Genomic DNA, 24,494 nt, shown 5'->3' with positions numbered 1-24,494 from the left:
GCACGTTTCATGTTAACAAAATACGATTTTTTTAACATGAGGTGATAGACGTGTTAAATATTTCGGATTTTCTTAACATGACATTAAAATATGGTAGAGCTCTATGCTCAAAGCTCTATGAATTAAATCCTTATGCCAATTAATTTATCATTTAATACAGCTAGCAATAAACTTACTAAAAGGAATAATATTCTGATGAACACTAGCTTGCTCTAGCGCTTCCATATATTCGTTTCTTCTCTCAACAGGAATAATAGTCCATGGATAATGGCCACTCGCTAGCATCACATTCATCAGGAACCGACCTATCCGGCCATTCCCATCCGAATAAGGGTGGATATAAACAAAAAAGAAATGTCCGAGAACAACTCTAACAGCAGGCTCCTTTTCCTGAATTATTAATTGAAAAAACTCTTCCATTAGTTCACTAACAATTTGCCAACGTGGAGGAATATGTTTTGATTGGCGTATAAATACAGGGCTTCGTCTATATCCTGCCAGATCAGTTGGTTTTAAAAGACCTACAGCAACGCTGGGTTGAAATAATTCTCTATACCAATCCCCATGTTCTTTTTGTATTATTTTTCCGGGGTTGTCTCCATTCAATATTTCCATAAGGCTCTTTTTTACTGCTTGGAATGCTTGCCAGTAGCCACGGGCGGCTAATGCACTACGGTGATTTCGATCTTGTTCTGTAGCATCAGGATTCCATTGTCCAGAACGAACTTTTTCAATTAAATCAGGGCTTACTTGATAACCTTCAATAGATAGAGAATGATAAGCGTCTGAGACATAATTTTCGTCAACTTGTTCTAGATATCTTTTAATATCAATTGTTGTAGGACGAGGTCTCGGGAAGTTTTCTCGAACTATATCGCGCATATCATGCCACATAACTTGCAAACGACTTCGATATGCTGGCTTATAGGTTGCGGAAAAATCTATTGGTGTATTTGTTAAAAATGGATCTTCTTCCCGTATTTGATAACCGGCACTTTCCATGGTTTTTTTGATCTCTTCTGCCACGTGAGATTTGCCGATATTTTGAAGCGCACCGCAAATTCTTCCTGCTATCCAAGAATGTCCTTCCTCTAATAGATAATGCAGAAGATCAGATGCACTATTAAACATTGAAAGAACAGAGCGTGCTTCAGTAGGATATTGAGAAAAAAACTTAGGTGAACAATAGAGCAATGCTGGCACTATTGAATACACTCGCATGTCCTGCTTAATCTCTATATCCTGAGCAGCTGGCATTTTGTATTGTACTGAAAATAAGGCTGTGTTGTGAGGCAACTCCATATTACGGTTTGTTCCGTTGGGGCTGCGTATCATTAGTTGTTTAGGCACAGTCCAATTTTCTGAATGAAGAAGTAAAGATTGTTCTGGGGAAAGGCACCATTCGTCACCAAATCGTTCATTTAAATATGAAGCACAAAAACTCCAGAAAGAAGCATACCAAGCCGTACTTTCGCCTTTTTGTTCATCAGGTTTTATCGGTACATACCAACCTTTTACAACCTCTTCTAAAAATGCATTTTCTACAAGTCGTTCTCTATGAGTACGGCTTATATCTTTTGATTGGATAGCGTACTTACCTTGCTTTTGTAGATTGTGTAAAACTTCTAGTGACTGTGCTAGTTTTTCTGATGGTTTCATAATATTTCAATTTATAGGTGTATGTAGAAATTATAGTATATTATGTTGTGGAAATCATAGTATATAATGTTGTTGAGATTATAGTTTATTCGGTTGTTGGAATTATAGTTTATTGTGTCATGATTTTTGTAAAGATAGTAAAAGTAATTATTAAACATACGGTTACATCCGTCTAAAATGGAATATAACCTCGTCTAAAATGGAATATAGAGAATTAAAAACCCACTTGGCTTTTAATGATGAAAAAGGTGGGACGAAGGGGATAAGTGGGTCACCCGCGTCATTGCTGGGCTATTGCCGTCCCCAACTTAATTTGCTTGTGTGGGGCGTAGGGGACATTCGTTGATTTTATAGCGATTAGGTATTTTCTGAAAAAAAATATGAATAGCTAGCCAATTACTTACTAATACAAGTCTAAATTTAATGCTGTCACGTTTTATATTATACTTCGTGACAAATGTAGGGATAAACCGGATGCCAGCATGATTCTAAAAATTGAAACTGAGAGGACTTTGCTCAGACAGATAAAACTTTCTGATTTAGATAATATTGCTGAGTTAAACTCAGATCCTGAAGTTAGGAAGTTTTTTCCAGATGGTACTCAAAATAGGGAACAAACTGCAGAGCGGCTTAAAGAGTTTATATCTTTTTATAAAACAAAAGGACTTCCTGGATTTGTTATATTAGATAAGAAAAGTGGTGAGTTTTTAGGCCGTTGTGGATTTGGCCCTTTGGATACAGGTGAGGTTGAAGTTGGGTATCTAATAGTTAAAAAATTATGGGGAAAAGGATATGCCTCGGAAGTATTAAATGCCTTGCTATCATGGAGCAAAAATAATATTAACAAAGATTATATTCTTGCCTTTGCCCCATTAAATCATAAAGCCTCTCATCGCGTGATGGAAAAAAGCGGCATGGAGTATTACAAAACTGGTTTTGGGCATGGCGTTGAGTGTAAGTTTTATAAAATGCAAAATAAATAGTATCTTGCATTAGTAAGTTGTATCCACTATTTATTCAAAAATAGAAAAATGTGAGGCACAAAGGGGACAAGTGGGACATCCTCGTCATTACTGGGTTAGACACGTCCCCATCTTATTTTTCAACCATGGGACGTATGGGACACCTTCATTTTTAAAGAGATTTTCAGTATCAATCAATCTCGTTTGATAACACCTCTTTTAATTCGAGCTTTTTTGCTTGACAGAGTTTTAGCAAACCAGCAATACTCTGGTCGAGCTTGAAGTTAAAGCCAGACCTGCTAACCATTCGTAATGGGCAGGAAAGAGTCGCAAGCATCGCTCAACTGTTTAATACAGTGTGCTGTGTTTGTTAAATAATATTAATCAAAGGATTGCATAATGAAAAATACATTAAAAAGTCAGCTCTATGCTGAATGTATTATGAAACGGAGGTATTCATGTCTTCACCAAAAACAACTCGGTTACACCTATTAAATGAATTTGAGTTAGCCCCCCAATCAGCTCTTTTCAATCAACAAACCATTGCCGCAGTTCTTAGTTGTTCTACTCACTTGCTTGAACGTAATCGTTGGGCTGGTGGCGGTGTCCCCTACATCAAAATTGGTCGTAAAGTTCTATATCGCAAAAGCGATGTACTCGAATATATTCAACAGAAAATTTATAGCTCAACAAGTCAACAAAGCTATTCATAGCACACATCAACTTGTCTGGAATTAAATATCAGCAAAGGTTGCCTTGTGTCGTCTTTGCAAGCATATGTTGGAGAATATTATGAGCAACAATCAAATCATAGCCTTTGATGCAAAAGTCAAACAAGCAGACCATCAATCGCAAATAACCTACTGTGACTATGCCGGTGGCAAGTTTCATATAAACAATAAGGGTGTATTTTATTTGGGTATAGATAAAGATGGCAATGAACTTGCACCACGGTGGATCTGCTCGCCACTATACGTAACTGCAAAAACGCGTGATGCGCATAATGGTGAATGGGGTCGCTTATTAGAATGGCAAGATGATGATGGTATAACACACCAATGGGCAATGCCACTAGCTTTATTACAAGGGGATGCCTCAGATGTACGGCGTGAGTTAGTTAGATTAGGTTTAACCATTTCGCCAGGTCATCATGCACGGGATTTATTAGCATCTTATGTGCAAGTCTTTCCTGTAGAAGCGCGAGCACGTTGTGTAGATAAGCTAGGTTGGCATAACAAAGTATTTGTTACACCTAAGCATGCTATTGGCCAATCGGAAGAAAAAATCGTTTTTCAAAATACCAATGCAATTGAATCATCACTATCAACATTAGGGAGTGCTGAAGAATGGAAAAACTATATAGCCAAGCTTGCCATAGGTAATTCAAGACTGGTGTTTGCTATTGCCAGTGCCTTTGCTCCAACCATTGCACGACTTGCTGGTGAAGACTCTGGTGGTTTTCATTTTCGGGGTGCTTCATCTTCTGGCAAAAGCACAGCACTGAATGTGGCTGCATCGGTATGGGGTAAACCTAATTCATATATACGCTTATGGCGTGCCACTGCTAATGGCTTAGAAGGATTGGCAGCAATGCATAACGATGGCTTATTGATTCTTGATGAGCTCAGTCAGCTCGATCCTCGAGAGGCGGGTGAAGCTGCTTATCTGCTTGCAAATGGCCAAGGTAAAAATAGAGCTTCAAAGTTAGGTACGCTCAAAGCAGCGAATAAGTGGGCTTTGATATTTCTATCTGCAGGTGAGGAGTCTCTTGCTACCTTAATGGCACGAATTGGCCAGCGTTGTAATGCAGGGCAAGAAATTCGTTTAGCGGATATTGAAGCTGACGCTGGTTGCGGCATGGGACTATTTGAAACCTTACATCAACAACTAAGCCCAGCTAGCCTTGCGCTAACGCTTAAGAACTATTCAAGCAAGTATTATGGAGCAGTGGGAGATGCATGGCTGCATCAAGTGGTCACAAACCAAGATGTTCTTGCTCGGTTGCTTAACCAAGGGATTCAGCAGTTTGTCGATACAGTTATTGATTCGGATGTAACCGGTCAAGTCATCCGAGTTGCCAGACGTTTTGCTTTGGTGGGCGCGGCCGGTGAGCTTGCTACTCAATTTAATCTGACTGGTTGGCAGAAAGGTGAATCCTACGCCGCGGCAAAGAAATGCTTTAAAGCATGGTTGCTTGCTTTTGGTGATAAGGGTAATCGAGAAGACCGTGCCATTAAAGCGCAGGTAAGGGCATTCTTTGAGCTACATGGTGCCAGCCGTTTTGATAACGCTAACGCTCCTAATAATGAGAAAGTAATTAATCGAGCAGGCTTTTATAAAACCGATGATCAAGGTTTTCGCCGCTTTATGGTATTGACTGAAGTTTATAAAAATGAGCTTTGTCAGGGCTTTGATCAACGCACAGTAACCAAAATATTATTAGAGTGCGGTTGGTTGATTCCAACCAATGATGGTAAGGCCTCCCACAAGCCAAGAATCAAAGGGGTAGGTACGCCACGGTTGTACGTCTTCTCTAATAAAGTACTGGATGCTGAATAGTTAATTATTTGGGCACTTTTTGGGAGGATTTTATGTTTTATACATTGAGCACCGCAGGTGCGAATAAGCTAAGTGAATTAGGTCACCTGCTTGCAGGTTAGCTAACTTCACCTATCTTGCCCTGCATTTTGAAATTTATTTTGGAACCATATTTTGGTAATTATTCGTAATTGTTCGTTATATAACGATTAGTAACGAAAATAATCATCAATAAACAGAAATAAATAATAAATTACCGAAAATTACCAAAAAGGGCTTTGCCAGTGACCAAAAAGGTCGAAAATAAATAGAAATAAACGATAAAACTCAAAGGATTGAATAACCAGTAATATGGAGAGTAGATTATGAAAAAATCCTTAACAGAAAACATAATGACTTCTAAACAGGGGCAACAAAGAACGAACGTCAGAAAAAATAAAGTGGAATTCCTGGCTTTACGTGAAGACATATCCGAAGCCTTAGAAAAAGGATGGTCAATTACCGTTATATGGGAAACGCTCAGGGATGAGGGAAGTTTCACTGCAACTTACAATACTTTTCGGCTATATGTATTGAAATACCTAAATGGTCAAAGGCCTGGTTATTCGCAAAAAGAATCTGTTTAAGTTCCAATTAAGAAGCCAGCTGGATACTCCAGTAAGAAAAAGGATATCTCTATACCCTCGTTTAAATATAATCCTATTCCAAATATAAAAAATTTATTGTGATAGCTGGCTTTCCATTAGAAGAACTGTACTTCATCAATATAACCAAATAATTATTATTTGTCCCTTATGCCCCCACTTCAATTTTTAAGCTGGGGACGTATTGAAACCTTTATTTATTGGGGGTCCCCGTTGTCCCATTTGTCCCGTGTATTTTTTATGTGTTTGTAAATTAATTGCTATTTTGTTAAGGGGTGAACGTTTGATTTCCCCGTTTGCAAGCAAACGGGCTACTTGCTATTTAGAAATGCTATAATTATTTCATATTGTAATAAGGAAATTAAATGGATTTTCAACCTAAGGTTATTGATTTCACAGATGCAGATGACTTTTTGTATTACATTAAGGATGGCATTTGGGAAGTTAGCAATTCTGATTGTGAGCTAAGTTGCCTCGTTGAAAAAAACTGGGTATTTAGAGGAGTAGGGAGTTGTGATTTTGAATTAATTCCTAGTGCCTGGAGATGTCAGCGATTCCAAAATCAAAGTTGGGCTCATATAGATTTAATCAACCCTGATAGACCATGGGTAAATATTGTTGCAGACCGTTATCGTGAGCTTAATCTAAACATTGAACACATCAACCAATTGTTTCAGCAAATTTTTCTTGAAATGTACATTGTGCAAGATTTTATAACTTTATCAAACAGGGTAAGACTACCAGTTGAATCAGTATTTCCATTTAACATAAATTTGAGTTTCAATACTTTTGATAAAAAGAATTTGTTTTGGCATAGGGTGTGTAATGAATTTATAGATTGGATTCAAAAGTTTGACGAGTTTGATATTTCAACTGACAACCTGGATGAGCGTGATATCATATTTGACACAAACAAATTCTTTTTCCCATATCTATGCCCTCAATATGATGAGCATGCGGTGGCTTACGCGCAGCATCATGGTATCCCAACTAGACTTCTTGATTTCACATACAATCCATTAAAAGCAACATGGTTTGCTCTTAAGCAACACACAGATATTATGAATCAGTCTAAGGCTAATATGCCTGCATATTTTTCTGTTATTGCTATAAATAAAGGGATGATGGGATCTGCTAGTGAGACAGCATCTTCATACATCATGGAGGCTTTGGACTTTGTTGATGGGTTTAAAATGTCAAATTTCCACAATCTTTTCAATCAAGAAGGGGTCTTTTTGTCTATGGTTTATGCAAACAAATATTTTTATAAAAATGGACAATGGCCTAATTTAAATCAATATTTGTCTCAATATCAACATATGCTTGATATGGATAATATTGGTAATTACTACTTACAGTTAAATATACCTAATACAGTAGTTGAAGATTTAAAGACTAAACTAGAAAAAATTGATATTTCAAGGCCATATTGTAACCCTCCCGTAAAATAGCACCATTCAAAAATAGAGTTTCTCCGGCATAATAGGCAAGAGGAGGAGAAACGATGAAACGCAGCCGATTTACAGAGCATCAAATATTAAATATTTTAAAATATGTAGAGAATGGCCGTCTGGTAAAGGATGTCTGCCGTGAGCATGGAATATCCGATGCCACGTATTACAACTGGAAAGCTAAATATGGCGGGATGGAGGCCTCAGATATTAAACGAATGAAGCAACTTGAGGAAGAAAATGCAAAGCTGAAACGGATGTTCGCTGATTTGTCGCTGGAAAACCGTGCGTTGAAGGATGTGATAGAAAAAAAGCTTTAAAGCCGGCAGAGAAAAGGGAAATGGCTGATTATCTGGTAAATGAATACGGCATGAGTCTTAGACAGAGCTGTGCCGCCTTAAGCCTGAGTCGCACAGGTTACTATTATCAGCCGGCAGTAAATAAGGATGAGACGGTGATTAAAGAGCTGATGGAAGTTACCGAACGCTATCCGCGTTATGGCTTCAGGAAAGTGTTTGTCAAACTGAGGCAGGCGGGGTTTACATGGAATCACAAAAGGGTTTACCGGGTTTACTGTGAATTGCAGTTGAATATCCGCCGTAAAGGAAAGCGGAGATTGCCTACACGCAACCCAGAGCCTCTTGCGGTTCCCGCTACAGTTAACCATACTTGGTCTGCTGATTTTATGAGCGACGCATTGAACTGTGGCAGACGATTCAGGACATTTAATGTGGTTGATGATTTCAACCGGGAAGCACTGGCCATTGAAGTGGATCTGAGCCTGCCTGCCCGACGGGTTACCCGGGTGCTTGACAGCATTGCTGCCAGTCGAGGATATCCGGCAAAACTGCGTCTTGATAATGGGCCTGAGTTTATCTCTCTGGTATTGGCTGACTGGGCTGAAAAACACGGAGTTACTCTTGAGTTTATTCAACCCGGAAAACCTACTCAAAATTCATTTATTGAACGGTTTAATCGAACTTATCGCAATGAAATACTGGATTTTTATTTGTTCAGAAATCTCAATGAAGTTCGGGAAATAACCGGGAAATGGATGAAAGAATATAACGAAGAAAGACCGCATGAATCACTGGGAGATCTGTCACCATTTGATTATAGATTGATTAAAAATAAGTCGGAAAACTCTAGTTTCGGTTGGCACTAATAAGGGGAGGTTTACAATATCTTATGCCATCCTATGACCATGTTGCAGCGCAGATATTGAGCTTAGGGATATATAAAAACAGCTAATAATTATGGTTTATTCATTTGCAAAACAGGATAGGTCCATATATAGGCTGGGCATAATTGATATCAAAATTTGGGAAAATTGGGTAGAGTCTCAAAACGTTATCTTTAAGATACACGCTAACAATTTCAGTCAGAGAGAGTACAGTATTCAATATTTCTTAAAGAAACTTCCATATACCCTAATTTCAGAGAATAGCTTATATTGTTAGAAACAGCATCTGAAAAACTATGAGAACATTATATTGAATATCCTAGATAGTATTTCTACCTTTTTTTTAAATCTCACTATAAAAGAATTTAGTGATCTGCTAATTGGTATTGGAACAATATTGATAGGATTGTTAGGTTATAATCTGGCAAAAAAAGAATATAAGCCTTTAATAAAAGCAAGATTATTAAATACTTTTTATGGGCAACCTGGGAGCCGATATTTGGATCAACATGTCTTATCAATTAACGCATTTAATTACGGGAAAAGATCGATAAAAATTAAAAATGTGGTGTTCAGTTATTCTAAACTCCCTTTTAGTAAGAGAGTTGAGGGGCATGATTTATACATTTTAGATAGTGATTTCAGTTTTTCAGATAGACTTCCTCATGTGCTGAAAGATGGAGATTCCTTACAGTTGATATATCCACATGATATTTTTATGACTTATAAAATTGGCGACGAGCAAATTAAATCTAATAAATATTTTTTGGATTTGTATCGCATATTATTTTTTAAAATATATTTGATTACCTCAATTGAATATAGAGTAAAAGTGAAAATCTCACTAAAAATGAGGCTGCAAATTATGGGTTTAAAGTAATTGCACAAGGCATTTTGATCCATCCTCGAAAAACCGGACACCAAAATTATGCAACCATTATATGAATTTTAACCGAGAAATATTTTAATTATAGAAGGTAATGATAAAAAATTACTAATCTAAATCATGGCATGAACCACAGGAGAAGAAGTGTCTACTTATTCAAACGTCATAAAAAGTATTTTGGGAGAAATAATTAAAGTCCGTGATTCAGGGGCTATAAGTGCAACAGTGATAATGACCTACGTAGCAATTGATACGATGGCTTTTTTATCGATGCCTCTAAATCAAACAAAAAATGGTAAAAAGGAATTTATAAGCTGGGTTAATAAATATATGAAAACTGATGAGATGCAAAGTTATCAGTATAGTGGTAAGGACATGTATGCAGCTCGTTGTGGAAAATTACATAGTTACTCTGCGTTTAGTGATTATGCAAATAATAATGGCTGTAAATTATATGGTTACACTGGTGAAACAGAGCATCTATATAACCCAAAAGAAAGTGAGAGACTTGTTCTGATTAGCGTACCTCGCTTAGTAAATGATTTTATCACCGGTTTAAAGAACTTTTTTCAAGATGCTTTAAAAGACAAGACTCTACAACAAAATATAGATAGCCGAATAAAATTTGTTTATCAGCAATTTGATATTAATCAAGAAGAAATTTCTGATAAAGTACCCTAATTGGGAAGAGCCGAAAATTATAGAACCCGTGTTAGGGTGTTGTATTGTTAATTGGGGAGTGCCCCCGTAATTGGGAAAGAGCCAGTTTTGTGCTCTTGATTAGTGCCCCCGGAAATGGGGAAGAGCCCATAATATGTCTACATTGCGTCTACATGACTTTTTCGAACTTTCTGAAAACTACCGTAACTACTTGATTTTATTGGTGGGCCCACTAGGACTTGAACCTAGGACCAACGGATTATGAGCCCCCAACCTTAAAATTAACTCGTTGATTTTAAAGTAATAATATGCTGCGGCAAACCACTACAAATGTCGTACAGTGTATGACTGTGTCGTACTCAAACACGCAAATCTCACGCAAGGATATTTTAGATATTTTACTGGAAAAGCCATTCTGATTTTATAAAAAATTACTATTTGTGACGTAATAAAAGACAAACCTATTTGATACAAATATTCATTATTAATTTTTAATTAACGAAATAATGTATCCCATTTTCTTTGGCAGAATATCTCATGCTGATTGATACCAGATAACTGCATTGGTAATTATTAGACTCATCAGCTAACACAAATGTGGATTTTGGAATGCATGTAGCAATAATTCATGCATCTCTGATCACCATGCCTGTCAATGTATCTAATTCACCATATCACAAAGTCTTACTCTAAAAGGATTGCATCAGTGATCATGCAATTATTTTAACAAATATTTAGGTGAATTACTTGACGTATACCCTGTGGGGGTATATACCTATAGGGGTATAGGAGAAAAATATGAATAATCACTCAACCCATGAAAAAGAATTGCATCGGTTAAATCGTGCAATTGGCCAACTTGAAGGCATTAAACGCATGATTGAAGAGAAGCGGTATTGTATTGATATCTTAACGCAAATTCGTGCAGCGCGTAGTGCTTTAAAAACCATCGAGTTAAGTGTTTTAGATACTCACATTAAAGGTTGCTTAGGTCATATTGCCACGTTACATGATGAAGTAATACGTGATCAAAAATTGAATGAAATAATTGAGTTATTAAAAAAATACGAGTAGGTGCATTATGAATAACCATCATCATCACACTGGACATCACACAGCTGAAGCGAAGTCTGCTTCGTGTTGCCATAGCCCCAAAACACCTAAAGATATAGAAGTAAGGGAGTCAAGTGGTTTTTATATTTGTCCAATGCATCCAGAGGTGCGCCAAAATCGACCTGGTAATTGCCCTATTTGTGGGATGGCTTTGGAGCAAGAAACTGTGAGCATTGAAGCGGAGGTCAGTTCAGAATATCTGGATATGAGGCGCCGTTTTTGGATAGCACTTATTTTAACTTTACCACTATTTCTCTTGGAGATGGGGGGGCATTTTCTAGCACATAGTATTCCTGCAGGCTTATCTATCTGGTTGCAACTAATCTTGGCAACTCCGGTAGTTTTATGGTGCGGCTGGCCATTTTTTCAACGTGGATATTCTTCTCTTAAAACACGTCAACTGAATATGTTTACCTTAATTTCTATGGGTATTGGCGTGTCTTGGATCTACAGCTTGGTTGCAACCATAATACCTGGCTTGTTTCCTGCGGCATTTCAAACAGCAAATGGACATGTTGCTGTTTATTTTGAGGCTGCGGCAGTCATTACGACCTTGGTTCTATTAGGACAGGTTCTTGAGCTAAAAGCTCGAGAGCAAACTGGAAGTGCAATTCGTGCTCTATTGAGTTTAGCCCCAGAAACAGCCCATCGTATGGGAGCAGAGGGCAATGAAGAAGAGGTTTCATTGGACAAAGTCCAGGTAGGTGATTTATTACGTGTTCGTCCAGGCGAAAAAGTACCAGTCGATGGAGTCCTATTGGAGGGGAAAAGCTACATTGATGAATCAATGATAACTGGTGAATCTATGCCAGTGGGTAAAGTGGTTGGTTCAAAATTAATAGGTGCTACGATAAACCAAACTGGTAGTTTTGTGATGAAAGCCTCACATGTGGGAAGTGAGACCGTACTTTCACGCATCGTACAGATGGTTAGTGAAGCACAACGAAGTCGGGCTCCTATAGCGCGCTTGGCAGATAAAGTCTCAGGATGGTTTGTACCTATTGTTATTTTGACAGCGTTATTTACATTTATCCTATGGGCGTTGGTAGGGCCAGAACCTTCATTCACTTATGGATTGATTGCAGCAGTATCGGTTCTGATTATCGCTTGTCCTTGTGCCTTAGGTTTGGCAACACCGATGTCGATTATGATTGGTGTGGGGCAAGGTGCACGAGAAGGAGTTTTGATTAAAAATGCCCAAGCTTTAGAACAAATGGAGAAAGTTAATGTGTTGGTTGTGGATAAAACCGGTACTTTAACAGAAGGGCGTCCAACATTGACTCGAATTATTACCATTGACTCAATCAATGAGCAAGAAGTTCTTGCAATGGCTGCCTCACTTGAGCATCAGAGCGAGCATCCGCTGGCTAAGGCAATTGTTACTGCCGCAAAAGATCAGAAACTAACCTTAGCTCCTGTAGAAGAATTTAACGCTCATACGGGTAAAGGAGTTACCGGTAGAGTGGGAAGCCACCAAATGGCTATTGGCACACTTTATTTCATGCGTGAAGCTGACATTGAGGTTAACCCGGATTTGTGTCGAATTGCAGATGAAGAACGGGCAGATGGCGCAACGGTGGTATTTGTCGCCATAGACAAAACACTGACTTCGATTTTAATTATTAAAGATCCGGTTAAATCGAATACTCTGGCAGTGCTTAATGAGCTGCAACGAAGTGGGATAGAGCTCTATATGTTGACAGGGGACAGTAAAAAAACAGCCTTAAGTGTAGCAAAAAACCTCGGTATCAAGAACGTGATTGCAGAAGTCCTGCCTGAAGACAAAAGCAGGCAAGTGCGTGAATTAAAAAACAAAGGGTTTGTGGTGGCTATGGCCGGAGATGGAGTGAATGATGCGCCTGCACTTGCTGAAGCCGATATTGGTATTGCAATGGGAACTGGCACCGATGTTGCCATTGAAAGTGCAGGCATTACTTTATTGCATGGTGATTTAGGCGGTATTCTTAAGGCACGTCGTTTATCGGTTGGGACCATGGGAAATATTAGGCAAAATTTATTTTTTGCCTTTATTTATAATGGATTAGGAGTCCCTGTGGCTGCTGGGCTTTTGTATCCAATGACTGGATTATTATTAAGCCCAGTTATTGCAGCGGCTGCCATGTCATTAAGTTCGGTTTCAGTAATTGGTAATGCACTACGATTGCGCAGGCTTAAACTCAACGTTACAAGTGAAAAAAATGATTAAAAAACATATTGTACTTTGTTTGCTTTGTTTTTACTCCTTTGCTCAGGCCAAAACCTTGAGCATTGGTGAAGCGGAACATTTGGCACTGAATTTGTCACCAGAAATCAAACAGTTTAGGGCAAAAGCGCATGGTTTGATGGAGCAATCGATTGCCGATGGACAACTGTCAGATCCGCAATTAATGGCGGGTGTTATTAATGTGCCAACCAATACCTTCAGTTTTACGCAAGATGAAATGACTATGTTGGCAGTGGGAGTACAGCAACAGTTACCACGAGGACGTTCATTGACGTTTAAATCCAGACAAACACAAGCTCTTGCTACTGCAGAGAAAAGAAAAGCAAAGGAGCAAATAGCTCTTTTGCTGCGTAGTTTGCGTGAAACCTGGCTTGATCTGTATTATTGGAATCAAGTGTTACATATTATCCATGACAATCAAAAAATCTATCGTAACTTACTCAAAGTCAGTGAGTCCCAATACAGTGCTGGAAAAGGCAATCAATCCGATGTATTACAGGTACAAGTTGAATTATCTCGCCTGGCTAATCAAGCATTGCAAATCGAACAACAAATTGATTTATTACGAGCTCAGTTGGGGCGCTTCATTGGACAAGAACAAGCGCAACGCAATTTATCGGAATCGTTACCTTCCTGGCTAAAACCGCCTTCACGCTTTGTTTTACAACAGCGTTTAAAAAAACATCCTTTAATATTGATTGATGGGGCAACTATTGATGCTGCACGTCAAGAGGTTGCTTTAGCCAAAGAGCAATATAAGCCAAGCTGGTTATTAGGTGCTAGCTATGGTTATCGTCAGGGGCAGATGTCCGATGGTATGCCGCGCTCAGATATGTTAACTGCCCAGGTTACAGTAGATTTGCCTCTTTTTCCTGGTAAACGCCAAGACAGGCAATACCAGGCAAGTGTTTATAAATTACATGCTTCTCATATGGATCGCGTGATTCATTATCGAGATTTACTAAAAGAGCTTCAAGCGCAGTATGCTATTTGGGAAAAATTGTCACAAAGAGAGCGTATTTATCAGCGGCAATTAATCCCTGAAGCAAAGCAAAATGCAAAGGCTTCCTTGCTGGCTTATCAAAATGCCAGTGTTGAGATGAACACTGTATTGCGTGCTTACAGTAATGAATTGGATATTCGGCAAGAGCAATTACAAGTGATGATTGAGAAAATGAAAGCTCGTGTGATCTTGCTGTATTTAGAAGGATTAACCTCATGAATACAAATAAATTGCTTATTGCTGGATTCATTTTAATTTCACTAATCCTTGGAGTATTTATCGGGCGATATTTACTCGTACCTGGTATAGCTCAAAAACAACCTTTGTATTGGATTGATCCTATGGAGCCGCAAGTTCACTATTCAAGGCCAGGTAAATCGCATATGGGAATGGATCTTGTACCTGTCTTTAGCGATGAAAGTAAAGATATAAAGGAAACAGGAATTAGTATTTCGCCAACAGTGGTCAACAATTTAGGAGTCAGGACTGCTCTGGTTGTGGAGGGTCCATTTAGCAGGCACATTGAAACTGTGGGCTACGTGACACCTAATGAGAATGAAATCAGTCACATTCACACTTACGCCAATGGGTGGATTAAAAAATTGTTTGTTAAAGCCGTTGGGGATGTGGTTAATGATCACCAAGTCGTGATGCAATTATACTCTCCTCAAATGATTAATGCTCAGGAAGAATTTTTAATCGCTTTAGACAGTGGCAATAAGTCTCTTATTGATGCTTCTTATAAAAAATTACAGACCTATCATATTCCTGAAGAGCAAATTCAACAATTAAAAGTCAAGCATAAGGCCAATCAATTGATTAATATCTATTCGCATCAAGGAGGTGTGGTTGTAGACCTGAATGTCAGAGAAGGCATGTATGTGACCCCTGATACGGAGATGATGAATATAGTTGATCTGTCTAATGTGTGGATTATTGCGGAGGTTTTTGAGGAGGAAGCTGATAGTGTGCAGATAGGAGGAAGTGCAGTAGCAAAACTGCCAGCATTTCCAGGAACATCATGGAAAGGTCAAGTACAATACATTTATCCTCAAGTTGACCCAACAACTCGAACGCTTAAAGTACGCTTTCTTTTTGCTAATCCAAACACCCAATTAAAGCCTAATATGTACGCTACTGTATCAATACATGTTAATTCAAAACCTAAAGTTATTAGTATTCCTATTGAAGCACTAATTCGCAGCTCTAAAGAGGATCGCGTAATTGTTTCTTTAGGGCAAGGACGATTTCAGGTTCGTCAGGTAAGGGTGGGAATCGAATCAGATGGACGTATTGAAGTGTTATCTGGACTTAAAGTAGGTGAGCGTGTTGTTACCTCAGGACAATTTTTACTTGATTCAGAAAGTAATTTGCGAGCAGATTTGGAACGTCTTAACAGTAAAAATGAGGCAAAATCTCAACAAGAAAATATAATTCAAGGACGAGGGGAGATTCAATCTATAGAACTTACCAAAGGAGTGATTACCTTGAGTCACGAAGCCATCGCTGAATTGGGGTGGCCTGCGATGAGTATGGATTTTATAGTCAGTAAAGAAATTCATCTACAACACTTTAAAGTTAAGGATAAAGTGCTCTTTTCTCTTAAAAAAGAGGGACAACAATTTGTCATTGTTAACATGAGCAAAATGAACTAGGGAAATGAGATGATCGCAGGAATTATTCGTTGGTCCATCAATAATAGATTTTTGGTTCTTTTAACTACTGGACTGATTCTTTTGTTCAGCTCATATATTATTAAAAATACACCTGTGGACGCTATTCCAGATTTGTCTGATGTGCAAGTGATTATTAAAACAGATTATCTAGGTCAGGCACCGCAGGTGGTCGAAGATCAAGTAACCTATCCTTTAACAACGGCCATGCTTGCTGTTCCTGGCGCGCTCACGGTGCGTGGGGAGTCTGGTTTTGGGGTTTCTTATGTGTACGTTATCTTTAAAGACGGGACTGATTTATATTGGGCACGTTCTCGCGTTTTGGAATATTTAAGCCAAATTTCTAACCGCTTGCCTACCGGTGCACAAACAGCCTTGGGGCCAGACGCTACCGGGGTTGGTTGGGTATACGAATATGCATTGGTGGATAAAACAGGTCAACACGATTTAGCACAATTAACCAGTTTGCAAAACTGGTTTTTAAAATATGAATTACAAAAAGTGCCTGGTGTTTCTGAAGTCGCAACGGCTGGTGGGATGGTAAAACAGTATCAAATCATATTAGACCCTAATCGGTTGCGCGCTTTTGGATTAACTCTAGAACAAGTAAAAAAGGCAATTCAACAAGGTAATAGGGAATCGGGTGGTTCTGCAATTGAAATGGGCGAAGCTGAATACATGATTAGATCTAAAGGATACATTCAATCAATAAAAGACATTGAAGCAATACCTGTTGGTTTAGGAAAAAAAGGTATTCCCATTTTATTAAAAGATGTTGCTTTTGTGCAGTTAGGGCCACAAATGCGTCGAGGATTGACCGAATTAAATGGTGAAGGAGAGGTGGTCGGTGGCATTATTGTGATGCGCCAGGGGCAAAATGCCATGAATACTATTGCAGAGGTGAAGAAGAAACTTGCGCAATTGAAATCGAGTTTGCCCAAAGGGGTTGAGTTTGTTACGACTTATGATCGCTCAAGCCTTATCATGCGGGCTATCCACACGCTCTACGATAAATTAATTGAAGAATTTATCGTTGTTTCACTTATTTGCATTGTATTTTTATTTCATTTTCGCTCCTCTCTTATCATCATTGTGAGTTTGCCTATTGGTATTTTGATTGCCTTTTCTGTGATGTATTTACAAGGGATTAATGCCAATATCATGTCCTTAGGAGGAATTGCCATTGCAATTGGTGCAATGGTTGATGCGGCCATTGTCATGATCGAGAATGCCCATAAGCATTTAGAGCAACAAAGTAATACGGACAATCAAACACGTTGGCAGATTATTGAAAAAGCCGCGCTGGAAGTAGGGCCCCCTTTATTTTTCTCTTTACTGATTATCACTTTTAGTTTCTTACCGGTATTTACTTTGCAAGCACAAGAAGGGCGTTTATTTACTCCCCTTGCCTACACAAAAACATATGCCATGGCCGCATCTGCTCTCTTATCCATAACTTTAGTTCCTGTTTTAATGGGATATTTGATTCGTGGCAAGATCAAAAAAGAAGAAGAAAACCCCTTAAATAGGCTTTTAGCTGCAGTGTATCGTCCTGCGATTCATGCAGTTCTTGAACGGCCTAAAACTATTTTAGCAATCGCTTTTTTGGTGCTACTCGTAGGATTCTGGCCGATTAACCGTTTAGGCGGGGAGTTTATGCCGGATTTAGATGAAGGCGATTTGTTGTATATGCCGACAACCTTTCCAGGTATTTCTATTGGTAAGGCACAAGAATTATTGCAGCAAACCGATAAACTAATACGCAGCGTCCCTGAAGTGGATACTGTACTTGGTAAAATAGGGCGAGCAGAGACCGCAACTGACCCTGCTCCTTTGTCTATGGTTGAAACCATCATTCAATTTAAACCAAAAACGGCATGGCGAGCGGGTATGACCCTTGAAAAAATTAAGGAGGAGTTAAAGAATCGCTTGGAATTGCCAGGATTATCTAATGCTTGGGTGATGCCGATTAGAACACGTATTGATATGTTAGCCACTGGTATTAAAACCCCTGTGGGAATAAAGATTGCAGGGCCTGATTTAAATACCATTCAGAAGTTGGGAGAGCAAGTAGAGTATATTCTAAAAACAATTCCAGGTACGGCCTCAGTATTTGCTGAGCGAGTTTCCTCCAGTCGATATGTGACTATTGATATTAATCGACTAAAAGCAGCGCGATATGGATTAAATATTGCCGACGTGCAAGAACTTATAGAAACTGCGGTAGGGGGGCTCAACGTGTCGCAAACAGTGGAAGGGCGTGAACGGTATCCCATTAATTTACGTTATCCAAGAGATATTCGCGATTCATTACAAAAATTACGCATGCTACCTATTGTGACTGCTACCGGAGCAACGATACCGCTCAGTGAGATTGCACGTGTAGATGTTACAGAAGGGCCTGACATGATACGCAGCGAAAATGCCCGTTTAAATGGTTGGATTTATGTTGATATCACTGGAACAGATTTAACTTCCTATGTGAATGAGGCACAAGTAGTTTTAGCAAATAAACTTAAATTACCGGCAGGTTATTCATTAAGTTTCGCAGGGCAGTATGAATATTTGGAAAGAGCCAAGGAGCGCTTGCAACTGGTTGCACCAGTGACCCTGTTTATCATTGCTTTGTTACTTTATTTAAATTTTAGACGTATGGCCGAGGTCCTGATAATCCTTGCAACTTTGCCTTTTGCCCTAATTGGTGGGGTGTGGTTGCTGTACTTGTTGGGGTACCACTTATCTGTGGCTGTAGGTGTTGGATTTATTGCTCTTGCGGGGGTTGCAGCAGAAACAGCCGTAGTGATGCTTGTTTTTCTTAATCAAGCTTTAAGGCGTCATGAGGAGTTAGCAGCTCAGGAACAACGACAATTCAGTATCAAAGATCTGCATGAAGCAGTGATTGAAGGAGCGTTATTACGATTGCGCCCCAAACTGATGACTGTTGCTGCAATTATCGGTGGGTTATTACCAATTATGATGTTTGGAGGAACGGGATCTGAAGTCATGCGCCGGATTGCTGCGCCAATGATTGGAGGTATGGTTAGTGCGACCATACTGACTTTAATTCTTATTCCTGCTGTTTATTTATTATGGCAAGGATATCGATTTTCAAAAATCATTGACTAGATGAAACATTATTGATGCATGGTTGAGAATTATCTAAATAAAAAAATAGTCTATATAACTAAGGCAAATTAAGCTTGCCAAAAGCTGCCCCCTTAAATGGGAAAGAACCCCATTTTGAGGAATTTTCTATACGATGCAGAAACTTGCACTTGGATGGCCATGAATGGTTTCGTAATAGACAATCTGAAGCAGAGGACCAATAGCCCGTTAACTCAAAAGTAAATAATTGATTTTATTATAATTTTAATATCAGAAAACCACTACAACTGTCGTAGGAAGTATAACAGAGTCCTACTCAAATACGCAAATTCGCCACAATGGGTTTTTGCGGAGTTATTTTAATATTGAAACCCATTTGACGTTATTGGGTTTTGATATTAAAATTATAAGTATGAAACTAAATAATGAAATGACATTGAAAGATCTGTTTGCAAGACCAGTCTTTTACGCCGCAGAGGCACGTGAAGCAGGTATCCATCCTAGCCGGCTCAGCTATTATGTAAAAACTAATAGGATTGAACGTATTGGTCACGGTGTTTATCGAGGTGTAGAATCCTCTATTGATGCGGATTTTCAATGGGAAGATCTGATTATCATTGCCAAAAGTATTCCACAAGGTGTGGTCTGTTTAGTCTCCGCTTTGGCTTTGTATGGGTTGACGGATGAAATGCCACGAGAGCATTGGATAGCCGTTCCTCATTCTACGACGGCACCAAAACGAGATCATACTCGTATTGTTAGAATGCGTGATATAGAAACAGGTAAAATACTGTACCCAATAGGGCAGGAAACAGTTGTCATTTTTGACAGAGAAAGAACGATAATCGACGCTTTTCGCTATCTCAGTAAAGAAATTGCCATTAAAGCGCTTAAAGCAGCTGCGAGTGGTAGAGCGACAAAAAAATTGGATATTAAAAAGCTTCAGCAGTATGCGAGACAATTTGGACTTAATCTTGAGCCTTATATTTTGACGGTGACAACATGAATGAACAAGCCTTAAAAGCACGCTTAAAACATATTGGTAAAGAAAAAGGTAAGAGTTTTAATGAAGTCTGGAAGCTATTAGTTCTAGAGCGATTTTTAGCAAGACTTTCTCGTTCAAAATATTCTGATAAATTCATATTCAAAGGCGGTTTGCTATTATCCTATTACTTGACTATTGGCAGAGAAACCATTGATATTGATCTATTAGCTAGGCGGCTAAATGCAGAAAAATCCAATGTAGAATTAATCATGCAAGAAATCTGTGTACTCAATCTGGATGATGGGTTTCGGATGCAATTCATCAATCTTGATGATTTAGATCACCAACATATGAATTACCCTGGGTTTCAAATAGGAATTGCCGTTCAATTTGGAGTGATGAGCGATAAATTTTTTGTGGACATTGGTGTGGGTGATGTTGTTGATCCAGTATTACTAGAGTGGCCATCCTTTAATTACAAAGAAAAACCATTGTTTGAAGATCCTATCTCGCTGGAAGTATATCCAGTTGAAACTATTTTTGCCGAAAAACTGGAAACTCTCATTTCTCGTGGGGCAGCCAACAGCCGTATGAAAGACTACCATGATTTACTATTATTATGTCGAGAGAGTAAGCTCATTGATAAAGTCCGATTAAAAGATAATATCATCGAAACATTTCAAAATCGGGGAACATTATTTTCTCTTCCAGTGCAATTTCAGCCCGATGAATTGGAACGGATGCAGCTTCTTTGGTCTGGGCATTTACGTGTTTAGGGGCTCATAGAGTTCAGATGCTTGGTTTGCCAGAGGGGATAGTATCAATCATTGATGAACTCAATAATTGGTTATCAGTAATTTGACAGCATTTTATAAAAAAAGATTGTCGTGCCTTGAATTTCGAGTTTGGTTTCAATTCAAATTTAAGATCTCCTATAGTTTGTTATGATAATTGATGTGAAGATTTACCACGCACTGCGTGATGAATTTCAATGTTAGGATAAACAAGATAGAACAATATGATCCACTTAGTTCAGTATCTCCTCCTGCACAACACATTGATTAATTTTGATACTAATTCAAAAGGTAATCCAGATTTATTTAATCTAATAATTATTTAGTATTTGGGAGAGACGGATTGATTGACCGTAATAAAAAGAATAATACCTCTACGTTATCAGAAATTTTCTTGATTTTTTTAAAACTGGGATGTATCAGCTTTGGTGGGCCTATTGCTCATCTCGGTTATTTCCGTGAGGAGTTTGTCAATCGGCTTAAATGGTTAAGCGATCAAGCATATGCTGACTTAGTCGCATTGTGTCAGTTTTTGCCTGGGCCTGTTAGCAGTCAAGTTGGAATGGCTCTTGGTTTGTCACGTGGAGGGATTAGCGGTGCAATAGTAGCGTGGCTTGGATTTACCCTACCTTCCGCGTTGATAATGATATTATTTGGACTTATCCTTCTCAATGCAGGGGTTCATGATAACCTGCCCTGGCTACATGGATTGAAAGTTGTTGCAGTGGCTGTTGTTGCCCAAGCCCTATGGGGAATGAGTAGTACCTTATGCCCAGATAAAACAAGAGCAAGTCTTGCAGTGTTAGCTTGTATTGGAGCGAGTTTAATACCTAACGCAGCGAGTCAGATTTTGATCATATTGTTAGGCGGTATTTTTGGCCTGTTCTTTCTTTCATCAGACAAAGCGCTCCCTACCAGTGAATTAACTTTTCAGCTTAAAAAACGCTCAGGCATTAGTGTTTTACTTTTATTTTTTATCTTATTGACGCTATTACCTCTACTGTCTCTTTATACTAGGAGTTATCCGTTACAGCTATTTGATGCCTTCTATCGCGTTGGTGCTTTGGTTTTTGGTGGTGGTCATGTCGTTTTGCCTTTACTTCAGGCAAAAGTAGTTCCGACTGGATGGGTTGATAATTCTCTTTTTCTTGCTGGATATGGAGCCGCACAAACGCTTCCTGGGCCATTATTTACTTTTGCAGCATTTCTTGGTGCAGTATCAACGAATACCCCGAATGAATGGCTTGGAGGAATCATTGCATTATTTGCAATTTTTCTACCTTCATTTTTATTAATTATAGGAGTATTGCCGTTGTGGGAAAATCTACGGCAGCACCCATCGATGCAGCGGGCTATATTGGGGGTTAATGCATCAGTTGTTGGCTTATTATTGGCGGCGTTTTATCAACCGGTTTGGACAAGCGCCATTTTTTCATTAAATGATTATTTACTAGCGATGATGGCGTTTTTATTGTTGCAATTTTGGCGTGTTCAAACATGGATCGTTGTATTCTTATGCGCTTTAGTCACTGGGTTGGGATGGCATTAAGGATTTAAGGCCTCAGTTGCGGGTCTGAACGTTTATATTTAAGATTGAAGCATATCCAGCCATGCCTCAACGATCATAACCATGGCTAATGTATCTAATTCGCAGTATCTCAATAAAGCATTTCTAAGTTCATCTCGTTCAAAATCACTCATATTTGTAAACTGTAATTTTGCATAAGCTATTGTTGCGGCACCACCTTCTTTTAAGTCTTCAATATCAAATAAAAGTTGAGCATCTTCATCAGAGATATCCTTATTAATTGGTGGTAACAAATGATAGGGGTCTTTTATTCGATTATTTTCTTTAACTATCCAGCATTGATTTATAAAGTTATGGCTTTGAATTTCATTTACAGCTCCATAGATTGGTTGGCTATATTTTTCTTGTAGAAAATCTGATCGATTTAAAATAGCAGGAAATACTTGTTTAATTGAATTAGAACCATTGGTTAGAGGATCATAATAAAAACGTTTAACTAATTCCAAAATATCAACCATACAACGCGGTCCTTCCCATTTTACCTTGCTATCAGATGGTGACTTTGTGATGGAGCGTATAAAAGAGCATAAATCTTCTTTATCATTAGGAGGTTCAATCATTTGTTCTAGTCGTTCAAGAATAGAGTTGAGATAGGTGTTTTCATGGTTACTATATCGAAATATTGTCCCATCATCATTTTCTAATTCCTTTTTTAGATGGCGAGCAAATTCGATGCTTGGATCAACTCCAGGCTCAGAATTCAGATACTGACCAACATGAGAAACTTGACCATTTTCATTAAGTGTATGATGTGAGAATTGAAAGGCGATACCTTGATAAGGGTGCGAACCCTTATTAAAAGGAATTGGCAGCATAGCTGTTTCAAAGTCTATAAAGTGGAAGGGATATCGCCATGAGTCCATCTCCGTTTTTAGGTTTTCTTTATCAATCCAGACACTATTATCTTGAGTTTTAACTTTTTCTATCTGAAGCCATTGCCTTTCTGTCCTGGAAATACCAGGTTTATCTGATTCGGTAATTTTGAATTCTGTTTTGTCAATGTCTTTTAGCTTGATCAGCCCTTGCTGAAAGTATTTCGGTTTGTCTCGGCAATCCCATAAAGTGAGAATGGTCGGCTCATTAAAATCCGCTTCTTTGTACCCTAATGACTCACTCCAACATTCTTTAAAACCAGATGAAAGTTTGTCTGATTCATTTGTATTAAACTGGCAATCACCACATTCGCCTTTTGCTTTAGGTGGGAACTTCTGTCCACTGGAATAGATTTTGCAGAAATGTTGAAACTGGTCTTTTACTGTTTGTCCTTCGTCATTTTTTTCTTGCCAAAATAATTCGATATGATGGTCAACATTTACTTCTTTTAGGATTTTTATCGATAAATCTTCGTCAGATAATTGTGATGTTAATGCGACAATAGCTTTACCATTGCTATCCCTTTGAACTAGAAACTTTTGATTTAAGCCGTCAGTCGGACAAATAGCATCGGAATCGACAAGCATTAAATAACTACTTATGCTGAAGGATGGATATAACTGCTCAAGCACCCATTTTTGAAAAGCGATATCAGCAATATATGGACGCCATTTCTTAGTTGTCATTTTGGCTTCTTTTTCTTTGCTGATTGATTTTGCTTTAACTTCGATTATTTTGATATGCCCTGGTCTTTTCTGCAGGATATCAGCACGCATGTAATAATTTTGATATTGAAAGGAGGCTTCAAATATAGTTATTGAATCCCTTTGAATTAACTCTTGAGTTTTGTCTAGTGCCTCCTTTGTACTGGAGGCCTCAATTGATATACCTTCTGGAAAATAACATTTTGCCAAGGCTTCTACTTGGGCTCCTCCTTCAGCCAATGCTTTTAGGAATGAGTCTTCATCCTGTTTGTTTATATATTCATCAGGTCGATCATAATACCAGAGCTTTGTTGGGCATTCTAAAGCCATCTTAAACTTTGATTTAGTTAGTAGCATTGCCATCCCTGTCTCTACAAGTATCAGTTTAAAATATCTATGCTATTAATTTTAGTTGATAAAAATAAGAAGCCCCAATCTGGGGCTTAATA

The 24,494-nt window shown here is 38.5% G+C and carries 17 protein-coding genes and 1 pseudogene; 16 read left to right on the top strand and 2 right to left on the bottom strand.

Going from position 1 to position 24,494, the window contains the following annotated elements; translation table 11 throughout:
• Positions 1 to 147: 147 nt before the first annotated feature.
• The gene (locus DYH42_RS12840; protein ID WP_058523893.1) at positions 148 to 1,659 is read right to left on the bottom strand and encodes a Fic family protein; all 1,512 of its coding nucleotides are present in this window, start codon (positions 1,657 to 1,659) and stop codon (positions 148 to 150) included.
• 482 nt (positions 1,660 to 2,141) lie between these two features.
• Between DYH42_RS12840 and DYH42_RS12835 the strand changes: the two genes are divergently transcribed.
• From DYH42_RS12835 to chrA, 16 genes and pseudogenes are all read left to right on the top strand, one after another.
• Complete coding sequence (locus tag DYH42_RS12835) at positions 2,142 to 2,642, top strand: GNAT family N-acetyltransferase (RefSeq protein ID WP_027269474.1); 501 nt, start codon at positions 2,142 to 2,144, stop codon at positions 2,640 to 2,642.
• A gap of 437 nt (positions 2,643 to 3,079) precedes the next feature.
• Complete coding sequence (locus tag DYH42_RS12830; protein WP_035891040.1) at positions 3,080 to 3,334, top strand: MerR family transcriptional regulator; 255 nt, start codon at positions 3,080 to 3,082, stop codon at positions 3,332 to 3,334.
• Between the two features lie 79 nt (positions 3,335 to 3,413).
• Entirely contained in the window at positions 3,414 to 5,180 is a 1,767-nt protein-coding gene (locus DYH42_RS12825; RefSeq protein WP_058523894.1) for a DUF927 domain-containing protein, read from the top strand.
• A 344-nt stretch (positions 5,181 to 5,524) separates the two neighbouring features.
• Positions 5,525 to 5,887 (top strand): annotated as a pseudogene (locus DYH42_RS12820) (TraK family protein).
• 281 nt (positions 5,888 to 6,168) lie between these two features.
• Positions 6,169 to 7,254, top strand: a complete 1,086-nt coding sequence (locus DYH42_RS12815; RefSeq protein WP_058523895.1) for an FRG domain-containing protein — start codon at positions 6,169 to 6,171, stop codon at positions 7,252 to 7,254.
• 53 nt (positions 7,255 to 7,307) lie between these two features.
• A protein-coding gene (locus DYH42_RS12810; RefSeq protein ID WP_115316899.1) for an IS3 family transposase occupies positions 7,308 to 8,419 on the top strand; the annotation gives its coding sequence in 2 pieces (ribosomal slippage) (positions 7,308 to 7,560 and positions 7,560 to 8,419; 1,113 coding nt in all).
• A gap of 328 nt (positions 8,420 to 8,747) precedes the next feature.
• Positions 8,748 to 9,317, top strand: coding sequence for a hypothetical protein (locus tag DYH42_RS12800; protein ID WP_058523485.1), 570 nt, complete (start codon positions 8,748 to 8,750; stop codon positions 9,315 to 9,317).
• 150 nt (positions 9,318 to 9,467) lie between these two features.
• On the top strand, positions 9,468 to 10,004 hold the full coding sequence (locus DYH42_RS12795; protein ID WP_058523484.1) for a hypothetical protein: 537 nt from the start codon (positions 9,468 to 9,470) through the stop codon (positions 10,002 to 10,004).
• A 777-nt stretch (positions 10,005 to 10,781) separates the two neighbouring features.
• Complete coding sequence (locus DYH42_RS12790; protein WP_058523483.1) at positions 10,782 to 11,057, top strand: metal-sensitive transcriptional regulator; 276 nt, start codon at positions 10,782 to 10,784, stop codon at positions 11,055 to 11,057.
• Between the two features lie 7 nt (positions 11,058 to 11,064).
• Positions 11,065 to 13,302 (top strand): copper-transporting P-type ATPase, encoded by a 2,238-nt coding sequence (locus DYH42_RS12785; RefSeq protein ID WP_058523482.1) that lies wholly within the window; start codon positions 11,065 to 11,067, stop codon positions 13,300 to 13,302.
• A complete protein-coding gene (locus DYH42_RS12780; RefSeq protein ID WP_058523481.1) occupies positions 13,295 to 14,542 on the top strand; it encodes a TolC family protein in 1,248 nt (415 codons plus the stop codon). Before DYH42_RS12785 ends, DYH42_RS12780 begins: the two co-directional genes overlap by 8 nt.
• Positions 14,539 to 15,978 (top strand): efflux RND transporter periplasmic adaptor subunit, encoded by a 1,440-nt coding sequence (locus DYH42_RS12775; protein ID WP_058523480.1) that lies wholly within the window; start codon positions 14,539 to 14,541, stop codon positions 15,976 to 15,978. The genes DYH42_RS12780 and DYH42_RS12775 overlap by 4 nt, the downstream gene beginning before the upstream one ends.
• Before the next feature lie 9 nt (positions 15,979 to 15,987).
• Complete coding sequence (locus DYH42_RS12770; RefSeq protein WP_058523479.1) at positions 15,988 to 19,122, top strand: efflux RND transporter permease subunit; 3,135 nt, start codon at positions 15,988 to 15,990, stop codon at positions 19,120 to 19,122.
• 355 nt (positions 19,123 to 19,477) lie between these two features.
• Positions 19,478 to 20,107, top strand: coding sequence for a type IV toxin-antitoxin system AbiEi family antitoxin domain-containing protein (locus tag DYH42_RS12765; RefSeq protein WP_237759004.1), 630 nt, complete (start codon positions 19,478 to 19,480; stop codon positions 20,105 to 20,107).
• Positions 20,104 to 20,862, top strand: coding sequence for a nucleotidyl transferase AbiEii/AbiGii toxin family protein (locus DYH42_RS12760; protein ID WP_058523478.1), 759 nt, complete (start codon positions 20,104 to 20,106; stop codon positions 20,860 to 20,862). The genes DYH42_RS12765 and DYH42_RS12760 overlap by 4 nt, the downstream gene beginning before the upstream one ends.
• 361 nt (positions 20,863 to 21,223) lie before the next feature.
• The gene (gene chrA / locus DYH42_RS12755) at positions 21,224 to 22,429 is read left to right on the top strand and encodes a chromate efflux transporter (RefSeq protein ID WP_237759003.1); all 1,206 of its coding nucleotides are present in this window, start codon (positions 21,224 to 21,226) and stop codon (positions 22,427 to 22,429) included.
• A 38-nt stretch (positions 22,430 to 22,467) separates the two neighbouring features.
• Here the strand turns inward: chrA and DYH42_RS12750 are convergent, their stop codons facing one another.
• Positions 22,468 to 24,408 carry a DUF2779 domain-containing protein gene (locus DYH42_RS12750; RefSeq protein ID WP_058523477.1) on the bottom strand — a complete coding sequence of 647 codons (1,941 nt, stop codon included), beginning with the start codon at positions 24,406 to 24,408 and terminating at the stop codon, positions 22,468 to 22,470.
• Positions 24,409 to 24,494 lie beyond the last annotated feature (86 nt).

The sequence above is a fragment of the Legionella birminghamensis genome, from assembly GCF_900452515.1.
Lineage (GTDB): Bacteria > Pseudomonadota > Gammaproteobacteria > Legionellales > Legionellaceae > Legionella_C > Legionella_C birminghamensis.
The sequence above is the reverse complement of the archived record's forward strand: the minus strand, read 5'-3'. Positions and strand labels throughout refer to the sequence as shown.

Coding starts and splice junctions, on each gene's coding strand:
- DYH42_RS12775 (WP_058523480.1), top strand. CDS start 14,539: ATGAATACAAATAAATTGCTTATTGCTGGATTCATTTTAATTTCACTA.
- DYH42_RS12750 (WP_058523477.1), bottom strand. CDS start 24,408: ATGGCAATGCTACTAACTAAATCAAAGTTTAAGATGGCTTTAGAATGC.
- DYH42_RS12815 (WP_058523895.1), top strand. CDS start 6,169: ATGGATTTTCAACCTAAGGTTATTGATTTCACAGATGCAGATGACTTT.
- DYH42_RS12835 (WP_027269474.1), top strand. CDS start 2,142: ATGATTCTAAAAATTGAAACTGAGAGGACTTTGCTCAGACAGATAAAA.
- DYH42_RS12760 (WP_058523478.1), top strand. CDS start 20,104: ATGAATGAACAAGCCTTAAAAGCACGCTTAAAACATATTGGTAAAGAA.
- DYH42_RS12770 (WP_058523479.1), top strand. CDS start 15,988: ATGATCGCAGGAATTATTCGTTGGTCCATCAATAATAGATTTTTGGTT.
- DYH42_RS12840 (WP_058523893.1), bottom strand. CDS start 1,659: ATGAAACCATCAGAAAAACTAGCACAGTCACTAGAAGTTTTACACAAT.
- DYH42_RS12790 (WP_058523483.1), top strand. CDS start 10,782: ATGAATAATCACTCAACCCATGAAAAAGAATTGCATCGGTTAAATCGT.
- DYH42_RS12825 (WP_058523894.1), top strand. CDS start 3,414: ATGAGCAACAATCAAATCATAGCCTTTGATGCAAAAGTCAAACAAGCA.
- DYH42_RS12780 (WP_058523481.1), top strand. CDS start 13,295: ATGATTAAAAAACATATTGTACTTTGTTTGCTTTGTTTTTACTCCTTT.
- DYH42_RS12830 (WP_035891040.1), top strand. CDS start 3,080: ATGTCTTCACCAAAAACAACTCGGTTACACCTATTAAATGAATTTGAG.
- DYH42_RS12785 (WP_058523482.1), top strand. CDS start 11,065: ATGAATAACCATCATCATCACACTGGACATCACACAGCTGAAGCGAAG.